Source organism: Pseudomonas sp. P1_F1_2 (genome assembly GCF_056405815.1).
This window is the reverse complement of the sequence record NZ_JBFUBK010000044.1, coordinates 46,429-66,418: the sequence shown is the minus strand read 5'-3', so window position 1 is coordinate 66,418 and position 19,990 is coordinate 46,429. Positions and strand designations below refer to the sequence as shown.

General features: G+C 58.9%; 25 protein-coding genes. 5 read left to right on the top strand and 20 right to left on the bottom strand.

Annotated features, from left to right (window positions below; all coding sequences use genetic code 11):
• Positions 1 to 22 precede the first annotated feature (22 nt).
• From AC1D2P_RS15185 to AC1D2P_RS15170, 4 genes are all read right to left on the bottom strand, one after another.
• Complete coding sequence (locus AC1D2P_RS15185) at positions 23 to 388, bottom strand: hypothetical protein (protein WP_258668259.1); 366 nt, start codon at positions 386 to 388, stop codon at positions 23 to 25.
• Positions 385 to 747 carry a P-II family nitrogen regulator gene (locus AC1D2P_RS15180; protein WP_077430220.1) on the bottom strand — a complete coding sequence of 121 codons (363 nt, stop codon included), beginning with the start codon at positions 745 to 747 and terminating at the stop codon, positions 385 to 387. The genes AC1D2P_RS15185 and AC1D2P_RS15180 overlap by 4 nt, the downstream gene beginning before the upstream one ends.
• A complete protein-coding gene (locus tag AC1D2P_RS15175; RefSeq protein WP_109784741.1) occupies positions 744 to 2,528 on the bottom strand; it encodes a DUF1538 domain-containing protein in 1,785 nt (594 codons plus the stop codon). The genes AC1D2P_RS15180 and AC1D2P_RS15175 overlap by 4 nt, the downstream gene beginning before the upstream one ends.
• 249 nt (positions 2,529 to 2,777) lie before the next feature.
• Entirely contained in the window at positions 2,778 to 3,614 is an 837-nt protein-coding gene (locus AC1D2P_RS15170; protein ID WP_477757398.1) for an NAD(P)H-binding protein, read from the bottom strand.
• 178 nt (positions 3,615 to 3,792) lie between these two features.
• Here AC1D2P_RS15170 and AC1D2P_RS15165 point away from each other — a divergent pair, with 178 nt between their 5' ends.
• On the top strand, positions 3,793 to 4,488 hold the full coding sequence (locus AC1D2P_RS15165; RefSeq protein WP_477757290.1) for a TetR/AcrR family transcriptional regulator: 696 nt from the start codon (positions 3,793 to 3,795) through the stop codon (positions 4,486 to 4,488).
• A 5-nt stretch (positions 4,489 to 4,493) separates the two neighbouring features.
• On the opposite strand, the gene AC1D2P_RS15160 is transcribed toward AC1D2P_RS15165, so the two are convergent.
• The 9 genes from AC1D2P_RS15160 to AC1D2P_RS15120 all read right to left on the bottom strand — a co-directional run bounded on the left by AC1D2P_RS15160 (position 4,494) and on the right by AC1D2P_RS15120 (position 13,066).
• Positions 4,494 to 4,778: a hypothetical protein gene (locus AC1D2P_RS15160; protein WP_046027393.1), complete on the bottom strand. Its 285-nt coding sequence runs from the start codon at positions 4,776 to 4,778 to the stop codon at positions 4,494 to 4,496.
• A gap of 205 nt (positions 4,779 to 4,983) precedes the next feature.
• Complete coding sequence (locus tag AC1D2P_RS15155; RefSeq protein ID WP_007946177.1) at positions 4,984 to 5,214, bottom strand: hypothetical protein; 231 nt, start codon at positions 5,212 to 5,214, stop codon at positions 4,984 to 4,986.
• A gap of 132 nt (positions 5,215 to 5,346) precedes the next feature.
• The gene (locus AC1D2P_RS15150) at positions 5,347 to 5,568 is read right to left on the bottom strand and encodes a hypothetical protein (protein WP_046027392.1); all 222 of its coding nucleotides are present in this window, start codon (positions 5,566 to 5,568) and stop codon (positions 5,347 to 5,349) included.
• Between the two features lie 72 nt (positions 5,569 to 5,640).
• Positions 5,641 to 6,681 (bottom strand): DNA topoisomerase IB, encoded by a 1,041-nt coding sequence (locus AC1D2P_RS15145; RefSeq protein WP_109784744.1) that lies wholly within the window; start codon positions 6,679 to 6,681, stop codon positions 5,641 to 5,643.
• A gap of 77 nt (positions 6,682 to 6,758) precedes the next feature.
• Positions 6,759 to 7,838, bottom strand: a complete 1,080-nt coding sequence (gene modC / locus AC1D2P_RS15140) for a molybdenum ABC transporter ATP-binding protein (RefSeq protein ID WP_109784745.1) — start codon at positions 7,836 to 7,838, stop codon at positions 6,759 to 6,761.
• Between the two features lie 3 nt (positions 7,839 to 7,841).
• Complete coding sequence (gene modB / locus AC1D2P_RS15135) at positions 7,842 to 8,522, bottom strand: molybdate ABC transporter permease subunit (RefSeq protein WP_109784746.1); 681 nt, start codon at positions 8,520 to 8,522, stop codon at positions 7,842 to 7,844.
• Positions 8,523 to 9,290: a molybdate ABC transporter substrate-binding protein gene (gene modA, locus AC1D2P_RS15130; protein WP_109784747.1), complete on the bottom strand. Its 768-nt coding sequence runs from the start codon at positions 9,288 to 9,290 to the stop codon at positions 8,523 to 8,525.
• A gap of 149 nt (positions 9,291 to 9,439) precedes the next feature.
• A complete protein-coding gene (locus AC1D2P_RS15125; RefSeq protein WP_258668263.1) occupies positions 9,440 to 10,504 on the bottom strand; it encodes an NAD(P)H-dependent flavin oxidoreductase in 1,065 nt (354 codons plus the stop codon).
• Between the two features lie 111 nt (positions 10,505 to 10,615).
• The gene (locus tag AC1D2P_RS15120; RefSeq protein WP_477757291.1) at positions 10,616 to 13,066 is read right to left on the bottom strand and encodes an autotransporter; all 2,451 of its coding nucleotides are present in this window, start codon (positions 13,064 to 13,066) and stop codon (positions 10,616 to 10,618) included.
• 176 nt (positions 13,067 to 13,242) lie between these two features.
• Here AC1D2P_RS15120 and acuI point away from each other — a divergent pair, with 176 nt between their 5' ends.
• The gene (gene acuI / locus AC1D2P_RS15115; RefSeq protein ID WP_109784750.1) at positions 13,243 to 14,226 is read left to right on the top strand and encodes an acrylyl-CoA reductase (NADPH); all 984 of its coding nucleotides are present in this window, start codon (positions 13,243 to 13,245) and stop codon (positions 14,224 to 14,226) included.
• Here acuI and ada read toward each other — a convergent pair whose 3' ends face one another.
• The 5 genes from ada to AC1D2P_RS15090 form a co-directional block, all read right to left on the bottom strand.
• A complete protein-coding gene (gene ada / locus AC1D2P_RS15110) occupies positions 14,227 to 15,291 on the bottom strand; it encodes a bifunctional DNA-binding transcriptional regulator/O6-methylguanine-DNA methyltransferase Ada (RefSeq protein WP_477757292.1) in 1,065 nt (354 codons plus the stop codon).
• 87 nt (positions 15,292 to 15,378) lie between these two features.
• Positions 15,379 to 16,044 carry a DNA oxidative demethylase AlkB gene (gene alkB / locus AC1D2P_RS15105; protein WP_258668266.1) on the bottom strand — a complete coding sequence of 222 codons (666 nt, stop codon included), beginning with the start codon at positions 16,042 to 16,044 and terminating at the stop codon, positions 15,379 to 15,381.
• A 3-nt stretch (positions 16,045 to 16,047) separates the two neighbouring features.
• Complete coding sequence (locus tag AC1D2P_RS15100) at positions 16,048 to 16,716, bottom strand: 2OG-Fe(II) oxygenase (protein ID WP_477757293.1); 669 nt, start codon at positions 16,714 to 16,716, stop codon at positions 16,048 to 16,050.
• A gap of 126 nt (positions 16,717 to 16,842) precedes the next feature.
• On the bottom strand, positions 16,843 to 17,019 hold the full coding sequence (locus AC1D2P_RS15095; protein ID WP_158283912.1) for a hypothetical protein: 177 nt from the start codon (positions 17,017 to 17,019) through the stop codon (positions 16,843 to 16,845).
• Positions 17,020 to 17,048: 29 nt separating this feature from the next.
• Positions 17,049 to 17,351, bottom strand: coding sequence for a DUF1883 domain-containing protein (locus AC1D2P_RS15090; protein WP_008065357.1), 303 nt, complete (start codon positions 17,349 to 17,351; stop codon positions 17,049 to 17,051).
• Between the two features lie 212 nt (positions 17,352 to 17,563).
• Here AC1D2P_RS15090 and AC1D2P_RS15085 point away from each other — a divergent pair, with 212 nt between their 5' ends.
• Complete coding sequence (locus AC1D2P_RS15085) at positions 17,564 to 17,920, top strand: hypothetical protein (protein WP_109784754.1); 357 nt, start codon at positions 17,564 to 17,566, stop codon at positions 17,918 to 17,920.
• Between the two features lie 75 nt (positions 17,921 to 17,995).
• Positions 17,996 to 18,226, top strand: coding sequence for a hypothetical protein (locus AC1D2P_RS15080; protein WP_046027380.1), 231 nt, complete (start codon positions 17,996 to 17,998; stop codon positions 18,224 to 18,226).
• Between the two features lie 10 nt (positions 18,227 to 18,236).
• Here the strand turns inward: AC1D2P_RS15080 and AC1D2P_RS15075 are convergent, their stop codons facing one another.
• Together AC1D2P_RS15075 and AC1D2P_RS15070 are read right to left on the bottom strand one after the other, a co-directional pair.
• Positions 18,237 to 18,518, bottom strand: coding sequence for a hypothetical protein (locus AC1D2P_RS15075; RefSeq protein WP_109784755.1), 282 nt, complete (start codon positions 18,516 to 18,518; stop codon positions 18,237 to 18,239).
• A gap of 139 nt (positions 18,519 to 18,657) precedes the next feature.
• Entirely contained in the window at positions 18,658 to 18,849 is a 192-nt protein-coding gene (locus AC1D2P_RS15070) for a hypothetical protein (RefSeq protein ID WP_109784756.1), read from the bottom strand.
• A 281-nt stretch (positions 18,850 to 19,130) separates the two neighbouring features.
• Here AC1D2P_RS15070 and galU point away from each other — a divergent pair, with 281 nt between their 5' ends.
• Positions 19,131 to 19,970 (top strand): UTP--glucose-1-phosphate uridylyltransferase GalU, encoded by an 840-nt coding sequence (galU, locus tag AC1D2P_RS15065; RefSeq protein ID WP_046027377.1) that lies wholly within the window; start codon positions 19,131 to 19,133, stop codon positions 19,968 to 19,970.
• The last annotated feature ends 20 nt before the right edge of the window (positions 19,971 to 19,990 follow it).

Sequence of the window (19,990 nt, the reverse complement as noted above, 5' to 3'; positions counted from 1 at the left end):
GAGTCCTAAACCTCGCGCTGCGTTATTGCGTTGCGTCCGTAGGCATCACCAGTGGCGTCGCGAAATTTAACGCAATCATGTACACCGAGCCTCTGCCCGGCTCGGTCAGCCCGGCGTGTGTGCAAATGAAGTCGAACACCGTCTCGGCCTGGGCTTCATCCACCACCACGTTGACCACCCGGGAGAGAACCGCCTCCGGCACCTCGTTGCGGGGGGCTTTGGCGGCCTGCAGTACGGCCACGCCGCGGCAACTCACGCTGTCCGCGCGCGTAATGCCATGCGCCTCTTGCAACAGCAGTAGCAGCCTGCGTTCCGTACCATCGTCGGGCAACACGCAGGTAATGAGTTTTGCCGCGCCGCCCGGAATACCCGCAACCGCCACGCTCATGAGGCACTCCCTTGTTCCAGCATTTCGCGGGGAATGTAGGTGGCGACTTTTTCCACGGGTGTCGCATAGATCATGCCCGCACCGGGAACATCCAGGTTGGCCGCGTGGTAGATGGCCTCGAGTACTGCGTCTTGATAGTCGGCCGCGACCAGCAGACTGACCACTTCTTTCTCCGCATCGATGGCGATGCTGAGCAGGCCGTGCCGCTCACGGGGGCCAAGACCGTGGGCGTGGTAGACAATGGCGCCTGGTGCGCCCATGCCCTGCGCCGCACGGATCACCAGGTCGGCACGCCCGACGGGGACAATGCAGGTGATCAGTGCAACGTCAGTCAGGTAGGTAATCCCTTCAGCTTTCATCCCGCTTCTCCGGTGTTCAATAATTGATTTGCAGGCTGTTGTGTGGCGGCCTTTGTCTGTCTCCACAGCTGGAAACGGGCCCACTGTCCGAGCAGCATGACGCTGATGACAGGACCGACGGATGCCATACAAAGAATGCCGAAACCCTCGACTGCGTTAGTGGCATTGCCCAGCCCCAGCCCCATGGCCAGAACGAGCGGCACGGTGATGGGCCCCGTGGTGACACCGGCGCTATCCCAGGCCACATTGACGAACTCTTCGGTCGAAAAAACCGTCAGTACCACAGCGATTAAATAGGGCGGCACCACCAGCCAGACCAGTGGCAGGCCGAACACCAGTTTGGCCACACCTACGGCAATACCGCAGGCGACGCCTATCGATACAGCACGTATCAGGCTGCGCTTGCGGATAAAACCGTTGGTAAGGGTTTCGGCGGTGACGCCGAGCGCATTCAGCGCAGGCTCGGCGACGGTTGCCCCGTACCCGAGCACCCAGGCGAACGCCAAGGCCAGCACCAGTCCCACTTGATAGATATAGAGCGGGGAGTTGTCCGCGCCGGGTGTCTGCATGAAGGCCGCCGGAATCAGCGACCCCGCGCTTCCTCCCAGCTTCGACAGACCGTAGGTCAACCCGAGATTGAACACGCACATGCCCACCACGGTGAGTGCGATACCGAGAAGGATCTCGCCGCGCCGCGGCAGGTTCTGGCGCAACAGCAGTTTCAGCACAACCATCAGGAATATCACCAAAGGCACGATGGCCCGCAGTCCCGAAACAATCTCCAGTCCGGGGCTGACTTCGTGCCAGGGTGCCGCCAGTTGTCCGGCCTCGGTAGCGGCTTGCGCGGCGGCGACGATTTCCGCCGGCGAGGAGATAGCCGCCACGTACAGGCCCAGCAGCATTACCCCGATGACGGGAAACAGCGAAGCCAAGGTGACAATACCGAACCCGGACAGCCCGGAACCGCCCTTGCCGGCGGCAGCCGCGATGCCGATGCCCAGCGCCAGCACCAGCGGTACAGTGACCGGCCCGGTGGTGACCGCGCCAGCATCCCAAGCCAAGCCGATAACTTTCGCAAGCTCAGGGTCACTGGACATGTACACCGTCAGCAACAGCACGGGCGCCAGCGATAAATAGATCAACGGCTTCAAGCTCCAGCCGTAGAGGAAGCGCAGCGTACCGGTTACAGCGGCCAGACCGACGCTGGCCCCCACAACCAGGACCAGTTCGCTGGTCCATTGGTTGAGTATCGCCCAGAGGTAGGGGGCGCGCTGCGCAGAAACGTTCTGCCCAGCGGCGCGCAGCGCGCCGATAGCGGGTTCGGCGAAAGTCACCCCGATACCCAGCAGCAGGGTAACCAGCAACACCACAGGCAGGGATAACTTGCGCGGAAGGTTGCTGCCGATTATTTCGCCGAAAGGCATCAGGCCGAGTTTCAGCCCTTCCATAAACAACATCAGCCCGACGATCACGGCGAACAAGCCGCCCGTGACAAGCAGCGAATCCTCCACCAACTGGCGCAAGATGATGATCTGAAACAGCACCAGGTACAGGGCCAAGGGCACCACGGCGCGAACCTGCTCCATCAGCCGGACATTGAGATAAGGCTTGAGGATGGCGGCGATCTCGCCAGCTCGTAATTTCGCCGTTTTGTGGGGCGCGGCCTGCCAGCGGCCATCGGCATCGCGAACGGGGGCGGACACCAGTTCACGCATGGGGATTTCGCGGCGACCGGCTCCGATCATATGCATGTAGTCGGCGTAGCGAATGGAGTCTTTCATAGGCTCATCTGTTCAGGTTGATCTACCGGTGTACGACTAACAGGTGCTCTCGTATTGTCGCGGCGCGGGTTAACAGCCGATGTGCTATTCCGGCCGCGAACAATTTTGCCTACGGTGAGCAGGTGAAGTTTTGACTTCGGTCAAGGTGCTGATTGCGCATTTGTGTCCGGGTGTTGCGAGCCGTGTCGTCAAGGTCGGCATGACCGAACAGGTATTGACCTCATTTTGAGTGCGCAGCGAATGTGTTGCTCATCCTTCATTCGCCCAGACACCCGTCGCTGCAGTGCGCCGAACATAATCGGTAAAGTCGCGTGCCGGACGGCCCAGTGCGCGCTGGACGCCATCGGCAAGGGGGGTATTGCGCCCGTCGAGCACGGTGGTGAAGAGGTACAGCACCAGGTCGATTAACCCGGCGGGAAATTGCTCCTGTTCCAAGGCCTCTTTATAGGCTTGCGGCGGCACGGCGAGGAAGCGGATATCGCGACCGGTCGCTTGAGCGATCTGATTGACCGCCTCGGCGAACGTCAGCGCCTGTGGGCCCGTCAGCTCATAAAGCTGGCGTGAGTGTCCAGGTTCGGTCAGCGCCTGGACAGCAATCTCGGCAATATCCTCCACGTCGACAAAGGGCTCCGCGATATTGCCGACGGGTAGGGCGAGTTCGCCCTGAAGAATGGGCTCCAGAAAATGCGCTTCGCTGAAGTTCTGGAAGAACCAGCTGGCTCTCAAGATCGTCCAGTCGACACCGCTGTTTTGTATGACGCGTTCGGCTTGTTCAGCTTCGGCTTCTCCGCGCCCGGACAACAGCACCAGTTTGCTCACGCCACGTTTGACGGCCAGGTCGGTAAACGCCTGGACCGTTTCGACGGCGCCAGGAACGGCGAGGTCCGGCTGAAAGGAGATGTAAACGGCATCAACGCCATCAAGCGCCGCATCCCAGGTGATTCGATCCTCCCAGTCAAAGGGCGGATTTGCACCACGAGAACCCGAGACCACCGGGCGTCCAGCCGATTGCAATTGCTGGAGGATTCGCCGGCCTGTTTTCCCCGTGCCACCGAGAATGAGGATGGTTTTTTGGGTGGTGTTCATCGCATTCATCTCCGTCGATTTAATGTGAGCAATACTCATGTTAAAAAGATGATAGATGCTCATGTTCTGCCGTCAACCAACGTCAGAACGGAAACCGACGTATGGCCATCTTCTTGGGTGTGTGGATAGGCGGTGCTAAGGTGAGCGCTTGTCACCTTATTAATCGAGAATCACGCCAGTGCCGAAGAAAGCCACCACCGGGCTCGAGAAAACCATTTCAGAGCCAGCGCGACGTAATCCCACGCAACAACGTAGTCGCGAGCGGCTGGAGCGAATCCTTGCCGTGGCAACGCAGCTGATCGCGACCAAGGGCAGCGATTCGTTAAAGATGAGTGAAATTGCCGAGCGCTCGGAGATATCGATCGGGTCGCTTTATCAGTATTTTCCAGACAAGAGCTCGGTGATCCGCACACTGGCCGAGCGCTATAACGCCGAGAGTCGCCGGTGTATCGCTGCCGCGCTGGCAGCGGTTCAGGACGCGGCAGGGTTGCGCGAGGCCTATGCGAACCTGCTCGATCAATACTTCGACATTGTTCAGGCAGAGCCCGCGATGCGTGATATCTGGTCGGGGATGCAGGCCGACAAGCAATTGGTGGCGCTGGAGTTGGAAGAGAGTCGTGTGGCGGGCCGGCTACTGACCGATGCGATGCTGCGGGTATTTCCAGGCAGTGATGTGCAGCGCGTTGCGGATGCCGCTTTTTTAATCTGGCAACTGGGTGAAGCGACCATGCGGTTGGCCATCACCTGCGAACCTGAAGAGGGGCGGCGACTGGTGGATGCGTTCAAACGCATGTCGCTCGCGGAAATCATGGCACCCGCAAGCGATGCTTTGGGCAGCACCGGGTCGAGCGAAGTCGACCCTGCTGTCAACTGAGCCTGTTAAACAAAAGGTTGGCCGGCAAAACCACGAGGCAGTCTTTGCAACCCGGCCATGGCGGAGAGCCGTTCGACCCAGGCGGCACGCCAATCATTGGCGGTGTGAGTGGCTTTGGTCTTGCGTGCGGCACGGCGTGCTGCATTGCGCTGGGCCTTGCGCGCTTCCTTGTACGCATCGGTGTTTCGGCAGCTTCGGCATTTCACCCGATTCAATTCCTGGGTGGAAGTGAGGTTGCTGCCCTTGTGACCGCAGGCCAGATGCCCGCTGACTTTGAAGTGGGTGACCATGGTACGTCTCCTTCGCGACGTGTGATGGTTTGACCCCTGGCGAACGACAGCGTTCGATCGCTGTGTTGCGAGCAAAAAAAGCCCAGCGCAAGGCCGGGTTGGGGGAGCGGCAGATACTCAGGCAGGGGCGAACACGGTGACGATGAGGTCGCCGTTCATGTGCCCTGAAACAGGCCCTGTTCTCGCGTCGCGTGTCCGGATCGAATCATCTGAACCGTGGGAGGGGCGGGTCGACAGGTTTCAACGACGACAGCGTGTTTCGAATCAGAGGCGTGTCTTTTTCGATGTCGTTCAGCCGGTCACGAATTCTGAGGGCTGTAGGGTGCCCTCCTTGATGATCGACCCAGTCGGCAATTTCCTTGCACGCGGCAGCAAGGCGAGCCTGGCGGGAGTCAAGCAGGGTGAGGAGGGTGGTGATGGACTCTTTTTCGGACATGGCAAACACCTCCGTTGAAGAACCTGGCAATTGGCAGCAAAAAGCCCGCTGGGTGCGAGCTGTCTGCCGATGGGGTCACTGATCCTTCAGCTATTTCTCAGTATAGTCCCGCAGCAGACGGGTGAATGGTCATCAACCTTGACGGACCATCAGTTGCGACGTGGCATTGAGCCGTTGGCATTCTTTTCTGGCATCCGCTTCAGAATCGTAGCCATCGCCGATGAAACCCTGGGTGCGAGTGTCGGCGATGCGATACCAGACGGCAGCGTCGGGTGGCGGGTGACCCGCTTCTCCGGCTCGGCGACCATGAATGATGATCTTGTTGCATCGCTTCACAACGAAAATGTCTTCCATGGCGTCACCGTAGCTAATTCTTGTTCAGATCAACTATAGAAGTTCTTTGTGATCGTGCAAAAAATAGACAGGTCAGTTCGTCGCTTCAGCAGTGGCGATCATTCGCTCAAGGAACATTGCCAGCCCGACTTCCTCTGGCCTGAGCCCTTTACGCAACCTGGGTCGGGGCAGTTCAGCCAAGGCTCCTAGCCAAAAGGCGTCGAACACTGCCGGATGGATATAGCATTTTCGGCACACCGCAGGCGTGTTGCCCAGTTGCCTGGCGACGTTTTTGACCATCTCCACGACTTGCCGTTTCGCTTCCGACTCCGGTTCCCACGGCATGTCGCGCAACACGGACAACGCCAGCACACTGCCCGCCCAGGTGCGGTAGTCCTTGGCAGTGAAATCGGCGCCCGTGAGGGTTTGCAGGTAGGCGTTGACGTCGGCGGAACTGATGGTGTGCCGCTCGCCGTTTTCATCCAGATACTGAAACAGGTTTTGCCCGGGAATGTCCTGACAGCGCTTGATGATGCGTGCCAGGCGCCGGTCTTTCACTGTGATCTGGTGCTCGACACCGCTCTTGCCGCGAAACTGGAACCGGATCGCACTGCCGTTGACTTCAACGTGACGGCTGCGCAGGGTGGTCAGGCCATAGGAGCGATTGTCCCGGGCGTATTGCGTGTTTCCGACCCGGATCAATGTCGCATCGAGCAAGGTGATGACAGTGGCCATGACTTTGTCTCGGCTGAAGCCGGGCGCCGCCAGCAACGTTTCGAGCTGTTTACGCAAGGTTGGCAACGCCCGGCCAAAGTCCCGCAGGCGCGAGTATTTATCGGCATCACGCACTTCACGCCAGCGCGGGTGGTAGCGGTATTGCTTGCGACCGCGAGCGTCGCGACCGGTGGCTTGCAGATGGCCGCGTGGGTCGGCGCAAATCCACACCTCCGTATACGCCGGCGGCACGGCAAGGGCATTGAGGCGTTTGATTTCGTCCGGGTCCGTAATGCGTTGAGCGGAAGGGTCGAAGTAGCTGAATTTTCCACGCAATAGTTTGCGGGTGATTCCGGGCTGCGTGTCATCGACATAGTGCAGGTCGGGTGGCAATACATCTGGCAGCGCGGTATCGGCCATGGCGCGTCATCCTCGACGACAAATCAGGGGGGCAATACAGCCATTGACCGCACCCATTCGCCGTCGTGCCAGCGGATTCAAGCCAGGACAGCCACCGCTTTGATTTGTGCCCAGAGCTGCTGTCCGGGATGCACCCCCAACTGGTCGCGAGAATAGCGGGTGATGCGTGACAGCAAAGGCGTGCCCGCAGCGTTCAGGCGGATCAGCACGTGGGCGGCATTATCGGCACCGACTTCACTGATGACTGTTACCGGCAAGCGATTGAGGATGCTGCTTTGCTCGATGCCACGCAGGCTCAGGCTGACATCGCGCGCTTGAACTTTGCAACGCAGTGCCTGGCCAAGCGGCATAGGTGCATGGGCTACGCGAATGCCCAGGTCGGTATCAGGCAACTGCAAGGTCAACAACTGATAGTGGGCGTCATACGCGCTCACGTGCCCCTCGATCACCACACCCGCGTCGTCGCCCAACGCCATTGGCAGATCGAGGCGCGCGAGGGTTTCGCCGATGGGGCCGCTGGCCAGTGCCTTGCCCTCACTGAGCAGGACGATATGGTCCGCCAGTCGGGCCACCTCATCCTGCGAGTGACTGACGTACAGCACCGGGATTTCCAGTTCATCGTGCAGGCGTTGCAGGTACGGCAGGATTTCGTTTTTTCGCTGACTGTCGAGCGCTGCCAGCGGTTCGTCCATCAGCAACAGTTGCGGGCTGGTGAGCAGCGCACGGGCGATGCCGACTCGCTGCCGTTCGCCACCGGAAAGGTGCTGCGGGTGACGCTCCAACAGATGGCCGATTCCCAGCAGTTCCGTGGCATGACCCATGTCGACCCGACGCTGTTGTTTCGGGATGCGCTTGAGGCCAAATTCCAGATTCGCCAACACCGACAGATGCGAAAACAGGCTGGCTTCCTGGAAGACATAACCCAGCGCGCGCTTATGCGGCGGGACAAAAATCTTCTTTTCGCTGTCCTGCCAGACCTCATCGTTGACCCGGATGAAACCCTGTTGGGCTCGCTCCAGGCCCGCGATACAGCGCAGGCAAGTGGTCTTTCCCGAGCCCGAGTGTCCGTAAAGTGCCGTCACTCCACGGCCGGGCATTTGCAAGTCCACGTCCAGGGCGAACCCCGAATAGCTGAGTTTCAGACGCATATCGATCATCGATCAGCTCCAGCCCGCTTTGGTTTTACGGCTGGAGTACAGCGCCAGCAATACTGCAAAGGAGAACACCAGCATCGCCCCGGCCAGCCAATGGGCCTGGGTGTATTCCATGGCTTCAACGTGATCGTAGATTTGCACTGAAACCACGCGGGTCTTGTCCGGAATGTTGCCGCCGATCATCAGCACCACGCCGAACTCGCCGACGGTGTGGGCGAATCCGAGAATCGCCGCGGTGATAAAACCGGGTCGCGCCAGCGGCAGGATCACGCTGAAGAAGGTGTCCCACGGATTGGCACGTAAGGTTGCGGCGACTTCCAGCGGACGAGTGCCGATGGCGGAGAACGCGTTTTGCAGCGGCTGAATCACGAACGGCATTGAATAAAGCACCGAGCCGACGACCAGCCCCGCAAAACTGAATGTCAGGGTGCCGAGCCCCAGCGATTGAGTGAACTGGCCAACAACGCCGTGAGGCCCTAGCACCAGTAACAAATAAAAACCAATCACCGTGGGCGGCAGGACCAGGGGCAGGGCGACGATCGCCCCGACCGGGCCGCGAAACCAGGAGCGGGTGCGCGACAGCCATAACGCAATCGGAGTGCCGATGACTAGCAGAATGGCTGTCGTCAGGGACGCCAGTTTGAGGGTCAGCCAGATGGCGGCGAAGTCGGCACTCGTCAGCGTCATTTAGAGTTGGTAACCGTAGGATTTGATGACAGCGGCAGCTTTCGGCCCCTTGAGGTAATCAACCAGCGCCTTGGCAGCCGGGTTGTCCTTGCCTTTGTTGAGGATCACCGCGTCTTGTTTGATCGGGTCATGCATGTCGGCGGGTACGATCCACGCCGAACCGCTGGTGACTTTGCCGTCTTTGTAGATCTGCGACAAGGCTACAAAGCCAAGTTCGGCGTTGCCGGTGGAAACGAACTGATAAGCCTGGGTGATGTTCTGGCCTTCAACGATCTTGTCCTTGACCTTGTCGGTCAGGCCCAGCTTGGCCAGTACTTGAGTGGCGGCCAGGCCGTAAGGCGCGGCTTTGGGGTTGGCGATGGACAGGTGTGCGTATTCGTTCTTTTTCAGCACGTCGCCCTTGGCATCGACGTAGCCATCTTTGGCCGACCACAACGCCAGGGTGCCAATGGCGTAAGTGAAGCGGGAACCCTTGACCGTGTCGCCTTCGGTTTCGAGTTTTTGCGGTGTGGTGTCATCTGCCGAGAGGAACACTTCGAACGGCGCGCCATTCTTGATCTGGGTGTAGAACTGGCCAGTTGCACCGTACGCGGCGACCAGTTTGTGCCCGGTGTCTTTCTCGAAATCGGCAGCGATGGCCTGGATCGGGGCAGTAAAGTTGGCAGCAACGGCGACCTGGACTTCGTCCGCGTGGGCGGAGCCGAAAGCAAAGACTGCGATCAGGCTGGCGAGGCAGGAAGGGGCAAAACGTGAGGCACGACTGGTCATCAAATGGCTCCGTGGTAGGCGAGTGCAGCAATGGGGGTAATCGCTATATAAAAGAATATATAGCGAAATGCCTATAAACGGAACGTGTTGGTTTGTCGCATAAACCTGTGCCGCTGCCGCAACCTTTGGCGGCGGCTACAGGGTTGGTCTTATAGACGGGTCAGCTTGGCCAATGCTTCTTCTGCCAGGCGTCGGGTCAATTCTGCTGTCGTCATTTCAGCGCTCAATCGGAACGCCTGGCCAGCCCACAGGTTGCTGAAGTCTGCCTCGTCCTTGGCTCGCAACGGCATCAGCGCGCCGCCGGCGAGCGGGAAGGTCGGCGCTTTATCGCTGATCGGCCCGAGTTCGCGCATCACCCGGTTGAGAATTCCTCGGGCGGGGCGCCCTGTGAAAATGTTGGTGACGGCAGTCTCGCTTTCTTTTGCCGTGCGCAACGCTGTGTAGTGAGACTTGCTGACCTTGGCTTCTGGCGTGAACAAGTAAGCAGTGCCCACCTGTACCGCCGAAGCGCCCAGCATGAAGGCGGCCGCAACGCCTCGCGCATCACTGATCCCGCCGGCAGCAATCACCGGTACTTTCACGGCATCAACGATCTGAGGCACCAAGGCGAACGTCCCCACCTGGCTGCTCAGATCCTCGCTGAGGAACATCCCGCGATGACCACCGGCCTCGTAACCCATGGCGATGATGGCGTCGCAGCCATGCTGTTCCAGCCAGACAGCTTCTTCGACGGTAGTGGCTGAGGAAAGTATTTTCGCGCCGGTGGCTTTTACCCGATCCAGCAAGGATTTTTCCGGGAGGCCGAAGTGAAAGCTCACGACTTCAGGGCGAAACTCTTCGACCAACTCACAGGCGGCGGCATCGAACGGCGCTCGATTTGAAACGGGCGTCGGTGCTTCGAAATCGACGCCCAGCTCCCGGTAGTAAGGTTCCAGCAGTTGCTTCCAGTCCCGGGCGCGCTGCTCATCAGGCGCCGGAGGTTGATGGCAGAAATAGTTGATGTTGAATGGGCGCTGGCAGTGTTGGCGAATCGTCTTCAGCTCCTCGCGCAGTTGCTCGATGCTCAGCATGGCCGCAGGCATCGAGCCCAGACCGCCGGCGTTACTCGCTGCGATGACCATTGCCGATCCATTGGCGCCGGCCATGGGGGCCTGGATGATTGGCACGTCGATACCAAGCAGGTCAAGAATGCGGGTGTCTGGCCATTGGCTCATTGGAATGATTCTCCGACATCAAAACAGGGCAGGGACGGTAGAACAGGTTTTTACCAGCAATGACTGGCGCAGGGCCAGCCGACTTTTGGCCGGCTGGCTGGAAAACAGCGCTTAACGTCGATGCAGGCCACCGCCGCCCCCAAACGAATGACTCATGAACTGAGAGGAGCTGTGGTAGTTGTTAAAACGTTGGTTGCCGAAGTCGCGGGCGGCAGACTCCCGATCCAGGCTTTGCATTTGCGTGGTGTTCACCGGGTTGACTCGAGTTTCGCCGCCCCTGACCATCGACTGCCAGCCATCATCGGTTTTTCTGTAGACGTTGCCATCATGCCCGGCGTAGACGCTGTCACCGACATGACCTACGCCTGAGTTACGTCCGCTGATGCCGCCGTACTGGGTGGTATTTCCGGTGTTGGGGTTGTAAACGGCACCACGGTTGGCATCGACCTGCGTCCCGTAACGAGCATTGCCGACTGTTACATGCTGCCCCGCGATCGCGCCGCCATCAGGCCCTACAGCAACGCCACTGCGCCCCGCCGCATAATTGCCGGTGTAAACGTTGTGCACCGCGCCGCGTTGACCGGCTGCCGCGACACCGGTCCGTGAGTTGTAGGAAGAGCCAACCTCACCCGCCCAGCGATTGCCGGTCCAGGCGTTGTAGCCGGCACCGTATCGACTGACTGACGCTCGATCACCCCATTGGCGGTAGATGTTGCCAGTTGTACCGGCCCAGCCACCGGGGCCCCAGGCAACAGCGCCACCGTGATAGCCATAGGCGCCGCCGGCCCAAGGGAATGGCGCCGGATAAAGGTGAGGGCCCCAGGCATACCCCCAGCCGTAATTTCCCCACCAGGGATAGGCGCCCCAACCCCAACCCATGGCCACGGTGCTGCCACCCCAACTCCAGCCGAAACCAAAGCCGAATGTCCAGCCGGTCCAAGGGGTGTAGCGCATGGCGACGCCAAATCCGTAGGTTACGGGTGGCCCGTACCAGACGCTGCCCACCCACGGCGTATAGGGATAACCCGTGCCATAAACCACCACGCCGCTGTCCGGATCAATTGTGGTGCCCTGATACCCCGGCGTATAACCCACCACCACGGTGTCGCCATTGGCCTCGTAGACTTTGACGTAAGTGATGTAGTGCATCGGTGAGTTCGGTGGAATCGAGTAGATCACCGACGGCACGGAAGTGGCGACCAGCCATGGGCCTTGAACCGAGCTGGCGTTGAACCAGATGCCGTTCTCGACCGCATACCAGCTGTTGGCGTTGACCATGATGATTGGCGTTGCTGTGTTCACCACGTATTGCAGCGGCGTGCCGCTGATGGCCTGGAGTTGCGGTTCTCCGTCGAACTGCGGCGTACTCATTTTGACCGCGCTTTTGTTGATCGCCGAGGTTTGCGGGATGGTGGCCGCAATGGCGGCTTCCTTGGCCTGTGGCGTGCCGGCGACGGAGGCCTTCACGTTCTCCTTGGCGCTGTCATCGGGAATGTTGGCGAAGTCGGTGGGCAGTTTGTCGGCGGGGACGAAGGTCCATGGCCCCTTCATGTCAGTTGCCTTGAACCAGCGTCCGGAGATCAGCACATAACTGTCCTGGTCACCGATTTCCTTGAAGAGGTGTCCGGTAGTGTTGGTGACATAAAGCAGTTGGGTGCCTTGAATCGGTTGCCACTGGGGCGCACCGTCGGTGACGATCAGCTCGGTCGGCGCGGTGGCGATATGGATCTGCGGGATCGGTGGCTTGGCCAGGGTCGGTATCTTGTCCTTTGGATCACTCTGACCGGTCAGCAGGTCGACCTGACGGCTCTGGATCGCAGCTTTCCTGGCTGTTTCCAGTTCGGCCGAGGGCGATGGCACCGGCGTGTATTGGCCGCCCAACTGATCCGCGATCATCCAGCCATCAAATACATGCAGGTAGTGTTTGCCTTGAGCATCCTTGAGCAGCAGCGGGCGGGTGTTGATGACCCGCTCCAGCGAAGTGCCGTCTACCGGGCGATAAGCCGGTTCCCCGTCGATGTACACCAGGATCGCCGGTACATCAGAGGTGATGATTGCCGGCGGCGCGTTCTCGATAGGTTCGCCACTGGACTTTTTCTCGGCGGCAAGCACCCCCACAGCGGCTTCCAGTTGATCGAGGGAAATGGTTTTCTTGCGATCGGTCGCGTCTTTTTGCAGAGCCGCGACCCAAGTGTCAGATTGCGCAGCGCTGGATGGAAAATCGGCTTTGATGAGGGTGTATTGATCGAGCGCAACCCAGCGGGTGGCTTTGTCGACCAGTGTATGGGCGCTGAATTGCACAATTGCGTAGGTGGATTTTCCATCGGCGCCGGTGGCCTCGACCGCTGCCCGCGCCTGCAAGGTGTAACCGTCCCAACTGTCGAGCTGTGGCTGGTAAACGGTTAGCCTGGTATCCCCGCTGGTCAGAACTTGAGGCCAGGTCGGCGCCGACGGTGCCTCGTTGGCAGGGGCCCCGGAATGGGTCGTCGGTGCGGCCTGCACCGAGGTAAAAAACAACAGGCAGAGCATCAGCAGAACGATACGGAAGCGGGGGTGAGGCATTGTCAGCTCCATTGACGAGACAGCTTTTCGGGTATTTCAGTACCGCGAAAAACAGCATAGTCGCACCGCTTGGAAACGCTCGGCACTTAGACGCTTTAGCTTAAAGTCTTGTACGGCGAGATGTTTCTTTGTGGTATTTCAAGGGTCCACCTGATTGACTCCATTGAGAGGCAGTGATGTTCAAAGGCATTTTGATCGACAAAGACGACAGCGGCTACCGGGCCACACTGCAAGAGATCAATGACGATCAACTGCCCGAGGGCGATGTAACGGTACGCGTGGCGTACAGCACGCTGAACTTCAAGGATGGATTGGCAATTACCGGCAGCAGTCCGGTGGTGCGAAAGTTTCCGATGGTGCCGGGGATTGATCTGGCAGGTACTGTCGAAATCAGTGATCACCCGGACTACAAGGTCGGTGATCAAGTCGTACTCAATGGCTGGGGTGTAGGCGAAGGGCATTGGGGCGGGCTGGCACAGAAAGCACGTCTGAACGGTGACTGGCTGATCCCGTTGCCAAAGGAATTTACCACCGCTCAGGCCATGGCGATCGGCACCGCAGGCTACACGGCCATGCTGAGCATCCTGGCGCTGGAGCATAACGGCGTGACGCCCGAGCAAGGCGAAGTGCTGGTGACCGGGGCCAACGGCGGTGTCGGCAGTTTCGCCATCGCGCTGCTGAGCAAGCTGGGCTATCGCGTCGTCGCATCCACCGGGCGCACGTCCGAGCACGACTACCTCAAACAGCTGGGTGCGAGTGAAATCATCGACCGCGCTACGTTGTCCGAACCCGGCAAACCACTGGCCAAAGAGCGTTGGGCGGCGGTCATCGACTCGGTCGGCAGCCACACATTGGCCAATGCCTGTGCCAGTACGAAGGCGAATGGCACGGTAACGGCCTGTGGCCTGGCACAAGGCATGGACTTCCCGGCCTCTGTCGCCCCGTTCATTTTGCGCGGTGTGACCTTGGCCGGGATCAACAGCGTGACCCAGCCAAAGGCCAGACGCGTGTTGGCCTGGAATCGACTGGCCAAGGACCTGGACTTCTCGTTGTTGCCGCTGATCAGCCATGAAATCGGCTTGAGTGAAGCCATCGATGCCGCACCGCGCTTGCTTGCCGGGCAATTGCGCGGGCGGGTGGTGGTCGATGTGAATCGCTGATCAGCGCGTCTCGCGTTCCAGCAACTGACGCTTGCGCTCAACCCCCCAGCGATAACCCGACAGGTTGCCATCGCTGCGTACCACGCGATGGCAAGGGATTGCCACCGCCAGGCTGTTCGCGCCACATGCCTGGGCCACGGCGCGCACCGCCTTCGGCGAACCGATGCGTTGGGCGATGTCGGCATAGCTGGCGGTACGGCCGGCGGGAATCTCACGCAGGGCTTGCCAGACACGTTCCTGAAACGCCGTGCCGCGTACGTCCAGCGGCAAGTCGAGGCCGATGGCCGGGGCTTCAATAAACCCTACAACCTTGGCGATCAATTGCTCGAAATCATGGTCGGCACCGATCAGGTTCGCGCGGCGAAACTTGTCTTGCAGATCGCAGACCAACTGGTGCGGGTCGTCCCCGAGCAAAATCGCGCAAACGCCGCGTTCACTTTGAGCAACCAGAATCGCCCCCAGGGAGCACTGGCCGACGGCAAACCGGATGTCGTTGTTCTGTCCGGCAGCGCGGTAGTCTCCAGGCTTCATGCCTAACAGGTGATCGGCTGCTTCATAGAATCGACTGTTGGAGTTGAAACCGGCCTCATACAGAGCGTCGGTGACGGTCCCCCCATCAGCCAGGCGTTCGCGCACCTTGCGCGAGCGATGGGCCGTGGCGTAGCCCTTGGGTGTCAGCCCGGTGACGGCTTTGAACACTCGATGGAAGTGGAAACTGCTCAGGCCCGCTGCGTCGGCCAGTTCATTGAGCGCAGGCAGATTTTCGGCAGACTCGATGTGCCGGCAGGCTGCGGCCACCGTGGCCGCGTGTTGAGCGGCGACATCACTTTGATCTTTAACGGCTCGTTTGCTCGGACGATAGCCTGCCGCCTGCGCTTGCTCCGGCGTGTCGAAAAACTCCACATTCTGCGGTTTTGGCAAACGTGCGAGGCTGCTGGGGCGGCAGTAGATGCCGGTGGTTTTTACGGCATAGACAAATTGCCCGTCCGCGGCAGGATCGCGGGCGACGACCGCGGCCCAGCGAGGATCGATTTCAGTCACTGTTTTAGTCGAATGAGTTGTCATGTCGGTATTTCCATTGACCTGTTTCATTCAGATTAATCAGACAGAAGAGGCGCAGCACTCCGGGTCTTGCGGTCAAATTCGAGCGCATCATCGTGCAGTGCGAAACGTGAAGTTGATCCGTTGTTCGCCCAGCCTCGGATGATGCCCGTCCTTGATCGGCAGTACGCCGTGATAGCGCAAGCGGTCCACGCCACCCCAGACTACGATGTCGCCATGGAATAGCGGCACGCGCTGGCTTTTATCGCCTCGTTCGAAGCCTCCGAAGAGGAAGGTCGCCGGCAACCCCAGCGACACTGACACGATGGGTGCTGCGTAGGAGTTTTCGTCTTTGTCCTGGTGCAATGACATTTTGGCCCCCGGGACATAGCGGTTGATCAGGCAGGAATCGGGAACAAACGCTGCAAATCCCGCTTCACGTGCCGCTGCTTGGGCCAGTTCGAAAAACACCTCAGGCATCTCGGGCCAGGGGTTTCCGGTCTGTGGGTCGTCGCGCGTGTATTGATAGCCGCTTCGGTCGGTGGTCCAGCCCCAGGTGCCGCAACTGCTCAAGGCCACTGACATGGTAAAGCCGCCGGGCGTGACCATCTGCCGAAACGGCGCAGCTGCCAGGATTGCGTCCAGGGCGATCAGCAACGGGTCCAGCCAGGGTAGGGCGAAGCCGTGCAGGACGCAGGATTGTTCACCGATCTGCAAGCGTTTGGGCGGTTGCTCGGGGTCTGCGTCAGCAAACAAATCCAGGGTAATTGGGCTCATGACTCATAACGCATCGTGAAAGATGATTCCAAGGGTATGCCGTTTTCCGCTGTGCAGGCGACTCACGCCGTGGCGCATGTTCACTCGGTAATACCCGCGAACACCTTTGACCGGCCGCTGGCTGACGGCAAAGATCACGGCATCGCCTTTTCTCAGGTCAATGACTTGAGGGCGTGATTGCATTCGGGGGCGCTGTTCGGTCAGCACGAACTCGCCGCCGGTAAAGTCTTCATTCGGTTCTGACAGAAGAATCGCCACTTGCAACGGGAAAACGTGTTCGCCGTACAGGTCCTGATGCAGGCAGTTGTAGTCCTGCGGGCCATATTGCAGCAACAAGGGCGTGGGGCGCTCCTGACCGGCGGCATGGCAGCGTTGCAAAAAAGCTTCATGCGATGCAGGGAAACGCCTCGGCAGCCCCATGCATTCGTGCCAGCGATTGGCAATCGGTACCAGGCCGGGGTAGAGCTCGCTGCGCAATCGGGCGACGGGATCCGGTAGAGGGTATTTGAAGTACTTGTACTCGCCCCGACCAAACCCGTGACGAGCCATTATCACCTGAGAACGAAAGCGTTCGGGCTCCCCATAAAAGGCGCTGATTTCGTCGCAGTCCGGGGCGCTGAGGAGCGATCTGATAATGGCCCAGCCATCCTCATCGAGTTGTTGCTCCAGCATATTCTGACTCCTTGACCCAAGGTTGAGGTAGTCAGTCTAAACAGGGGGGAGGAGGCGAACACTCCGGCGCTTGCGGTCAAATTTCAGAAGCGGGAGCCAACATCCATGTGGTCGCTCCGCAGGCTATTACAGCGCTTTGCTGACGCTGATCTCGCTGATGACGTCCTCGCTCTGGCCATGAATGGCATCGAGCGCGGCCTTGGCTTCTTCGGCGGTGCCGTTTTCAAGCTGGGCAAACTCGAAGCGGCGTTCACCGTTGAGTTTGTATTTGATGACGTACTTGGTCGTTTGAGCCACGGTCATGTCTGCCTTTCTTCGTCTGCGGACGTTGCTCAGCTCAGTTTCGAGCTGGAGCGACGGATGATCTTGATCGAGTGAGTCAGGGTCGGTTTACGTGTAACACTGATCGGGCGGCGGTTGACCGTGTCGATGGTGATGTTCCAGAAACCGGTGCTCGGCGCGGTGATCCGGGCCGGGAAGGTGTCGAATGCGCCGCCGTGGTAAGTGTGACGACCACCATTTTTGAAGCTGCGGAAGTTGGCGTCGTTCATCAAGCGGATGTTGCACGTTTGGGAGCACTGGATGACGACAATGTCGTCTTCATTGAGGTGCTCGCGCTGGTGGATAAATTTCATGGGGCGCCTCCAGAAGGGCTTTTTCTACAAAATCAAAACGATAGCATGGGCGATTGGCGCAGTTTATCAGCCCGAACAGGTTATTATCGGGTCGTCGGGGTCCGCTTTGACAATTAAAAACAGTTATTCGGAATTCTATGAGCGATAAAAGCGGTACGCCTCGGAGAAAATCAGCATTTGCGCTGTCCGAGGGTCTTTATCGGAGGTTTTGTATGAAGTGGGGTGTGTTAGTCCTGCCGGTGGCGTTGGTCATGAGTGGCTGCGCGAGTGTTTCGGAGATCAACGAGACGCTGCCGACCATGAGCGTGATCTCAGGCAAGAAGCCCCATGAGTACGCGCAGTGCCTGGTTACACAACTGGCCGAGAGCCGTGGCGCTCTACAGGTGGAGCCGCACAAGGACGGGATGCGCGTGATTGTTCCGGCGAAGTTCTCCTCGGATCCGGCAGCTGTCTTTGACATTGAAGAACGCTCCGGTGGTAGCAGCATCAAGCTGCATGAGCGGATGTCCAATGTGCCAGTGCGTCCAAAAGACGTGCAGAAAGCAGCCAATACCTGTATTTCCGGCTGATAGACTACTCACTGCAATCAACATTGATGCCGTCAAGGTTTTGCTTTGACGGCATTGTCATTTCTGGAGTCGGGCATGAAGCGAGAGCAGGTTCGGGAGCGCCATGCAGAGGGCCACATCTCTGCCACCCATGTGATTCAGAATCCGGCGAATTCAGGGGAATGGATCGTGTTTTTCAAGAAAAGCGCTGGGCGCAGCTATTTTCTGGTGGACGATAACGATGAAGTCGAATCTTTCTGTCGTCTCGACGACTTGATCGAGACCGTGCGCGGTCTCGGGATCAAATTTGCTGAAATTCACATATAGCGTCAGCGCCTTACTTGCACACCACAACCACGCTCCGGTTCTTGAAATTGCCGACGTCGACACCCAGGGTCTTGTCGCTTTCCTTGGTTGACGGTGTGCCGTCGGTGCCGACAATCCGGTAGCCGGTGCCAGCGCAGGAGGTATCGGCTTTTTCGTAGCACGTGGCCCAGGAGTTGGCTTCGCCGGAGCAGTCGATGGCCAGTCCCTGCTTACCGTCCTTCAGATACGTGGTTTCCGAGGTGGCGCAGCCACTCAGGGTCAACACAGCAATCAGCGGCAAAAATCTATTCATGTCGTTATCGTCGTCAGAAGGGTGGGCTAAGCCTGTGACAGCGCTGGCGTCAAAAGGTTATAGCGAAGGGCCACTTTCGTACCGGCAATCACAAAAAAGCCCTGCGCGAAGCAGGGCCTGGTCAAAAAACCGCTTCAGATCAAGTCTTGTCTTTACCACGGCGTTTGACGGTTGGGTGTTCAAGTTGCAATACGGATGCCACTTCAATCGCGAGCGCTTCGGTAGGGAATGGCCCGGCGATATTCTCGCCGCCGCCGAAGTTGTTTATCCACCATTGGCCGTCTTTCGCCTGAATGATCAGGAACCCGTTGATGCTTTTTGCTTCCGACATCTATCTGCCTCGTTGGCTGGTTCAATTGCGCCATGATAGCGCCAAATGCACTGGGAGAGTGCCGATGGGCGTATGGTGGTGCGTTCGCAATCTCGTTTGAATGTACGCTGATCTCTGCTATCTATTGAGGCTGCAGAATGGCTGCTCGGCTATTTGCGGAACTATCCGCCAGAATATTTCTCTATGATGGCATCGGTTAGCCAGTGCGGGGCATTGTAAGGTGCACGCCGCCTGATTAGACTGCGCCGAAACTCGTACACACAGCCCTTTCAAGGACTTATATGATCAAGAAATGCTTGTTCCCAGCAGCCGGTTACGGTACTCGCTTCCTGCCAGCGACTAAAGCCATGCCTAAAGAAATGCTGCCGGTGGTAAACAAGCCACTGATCCAGTACGGCGTCGAAGAAGCTCTGGATGCCGGCTTGACCGAAATTTCCATCGTCACCGGTCGCGGCAAGCGTGCCCTGGAAGACCACTTCGACATCAGCTACGAGCTGGAAAACCAGATCAAGGGCACCGACAAAGAGAAATACCTGGTCGGTATCCGTCGTCTGCTGGATGAGTGCTCCTTCTCCTACACTCGCCAGACCGAAATGAAAGGCCTGGGCCATGCCATCCTGACCGGTCGTCCGCTGATCGGCGACGAACCGTTCGCCGTGGTACTGGCGGATGACTTGTGCGTCAACCTCGAAGGTGACGGCGTGCTCAAGCAGATGGTCAAACTGTACAAGCAGTATCGCTGCACCATCGTCGCGATCATGGAAGTAGATCCGCAGGAAACCAGCAAATACGGTGTGATTGCCGGCGACCTGATTGGTGACGACCTGTACCGTGTACGCAACATGGTCGAGAAGCCAAAACCTGAAGATGCACCTTCGAACCTGGCGATCATCGGCCGTTACATCATGACTCCGGACATTTTCAGCCTGATCGAACAGACCGAGCCGGGCAAGGGTGGCGAGATCCAGATCACTGACGCCCTGATGAAGCAAGCGCAGGACGGTTGCGTCATTGCCTACAAGTTCAAAGGCAAGCGTTTCGACTGTGGTGGCGCTGAAGGCTACATTGACGCGACCAACTTCTGCTTCGAGAACTTCTACAAGACCGGCAAGGCTTACTGATAGCGCCTGACCCACTTGTA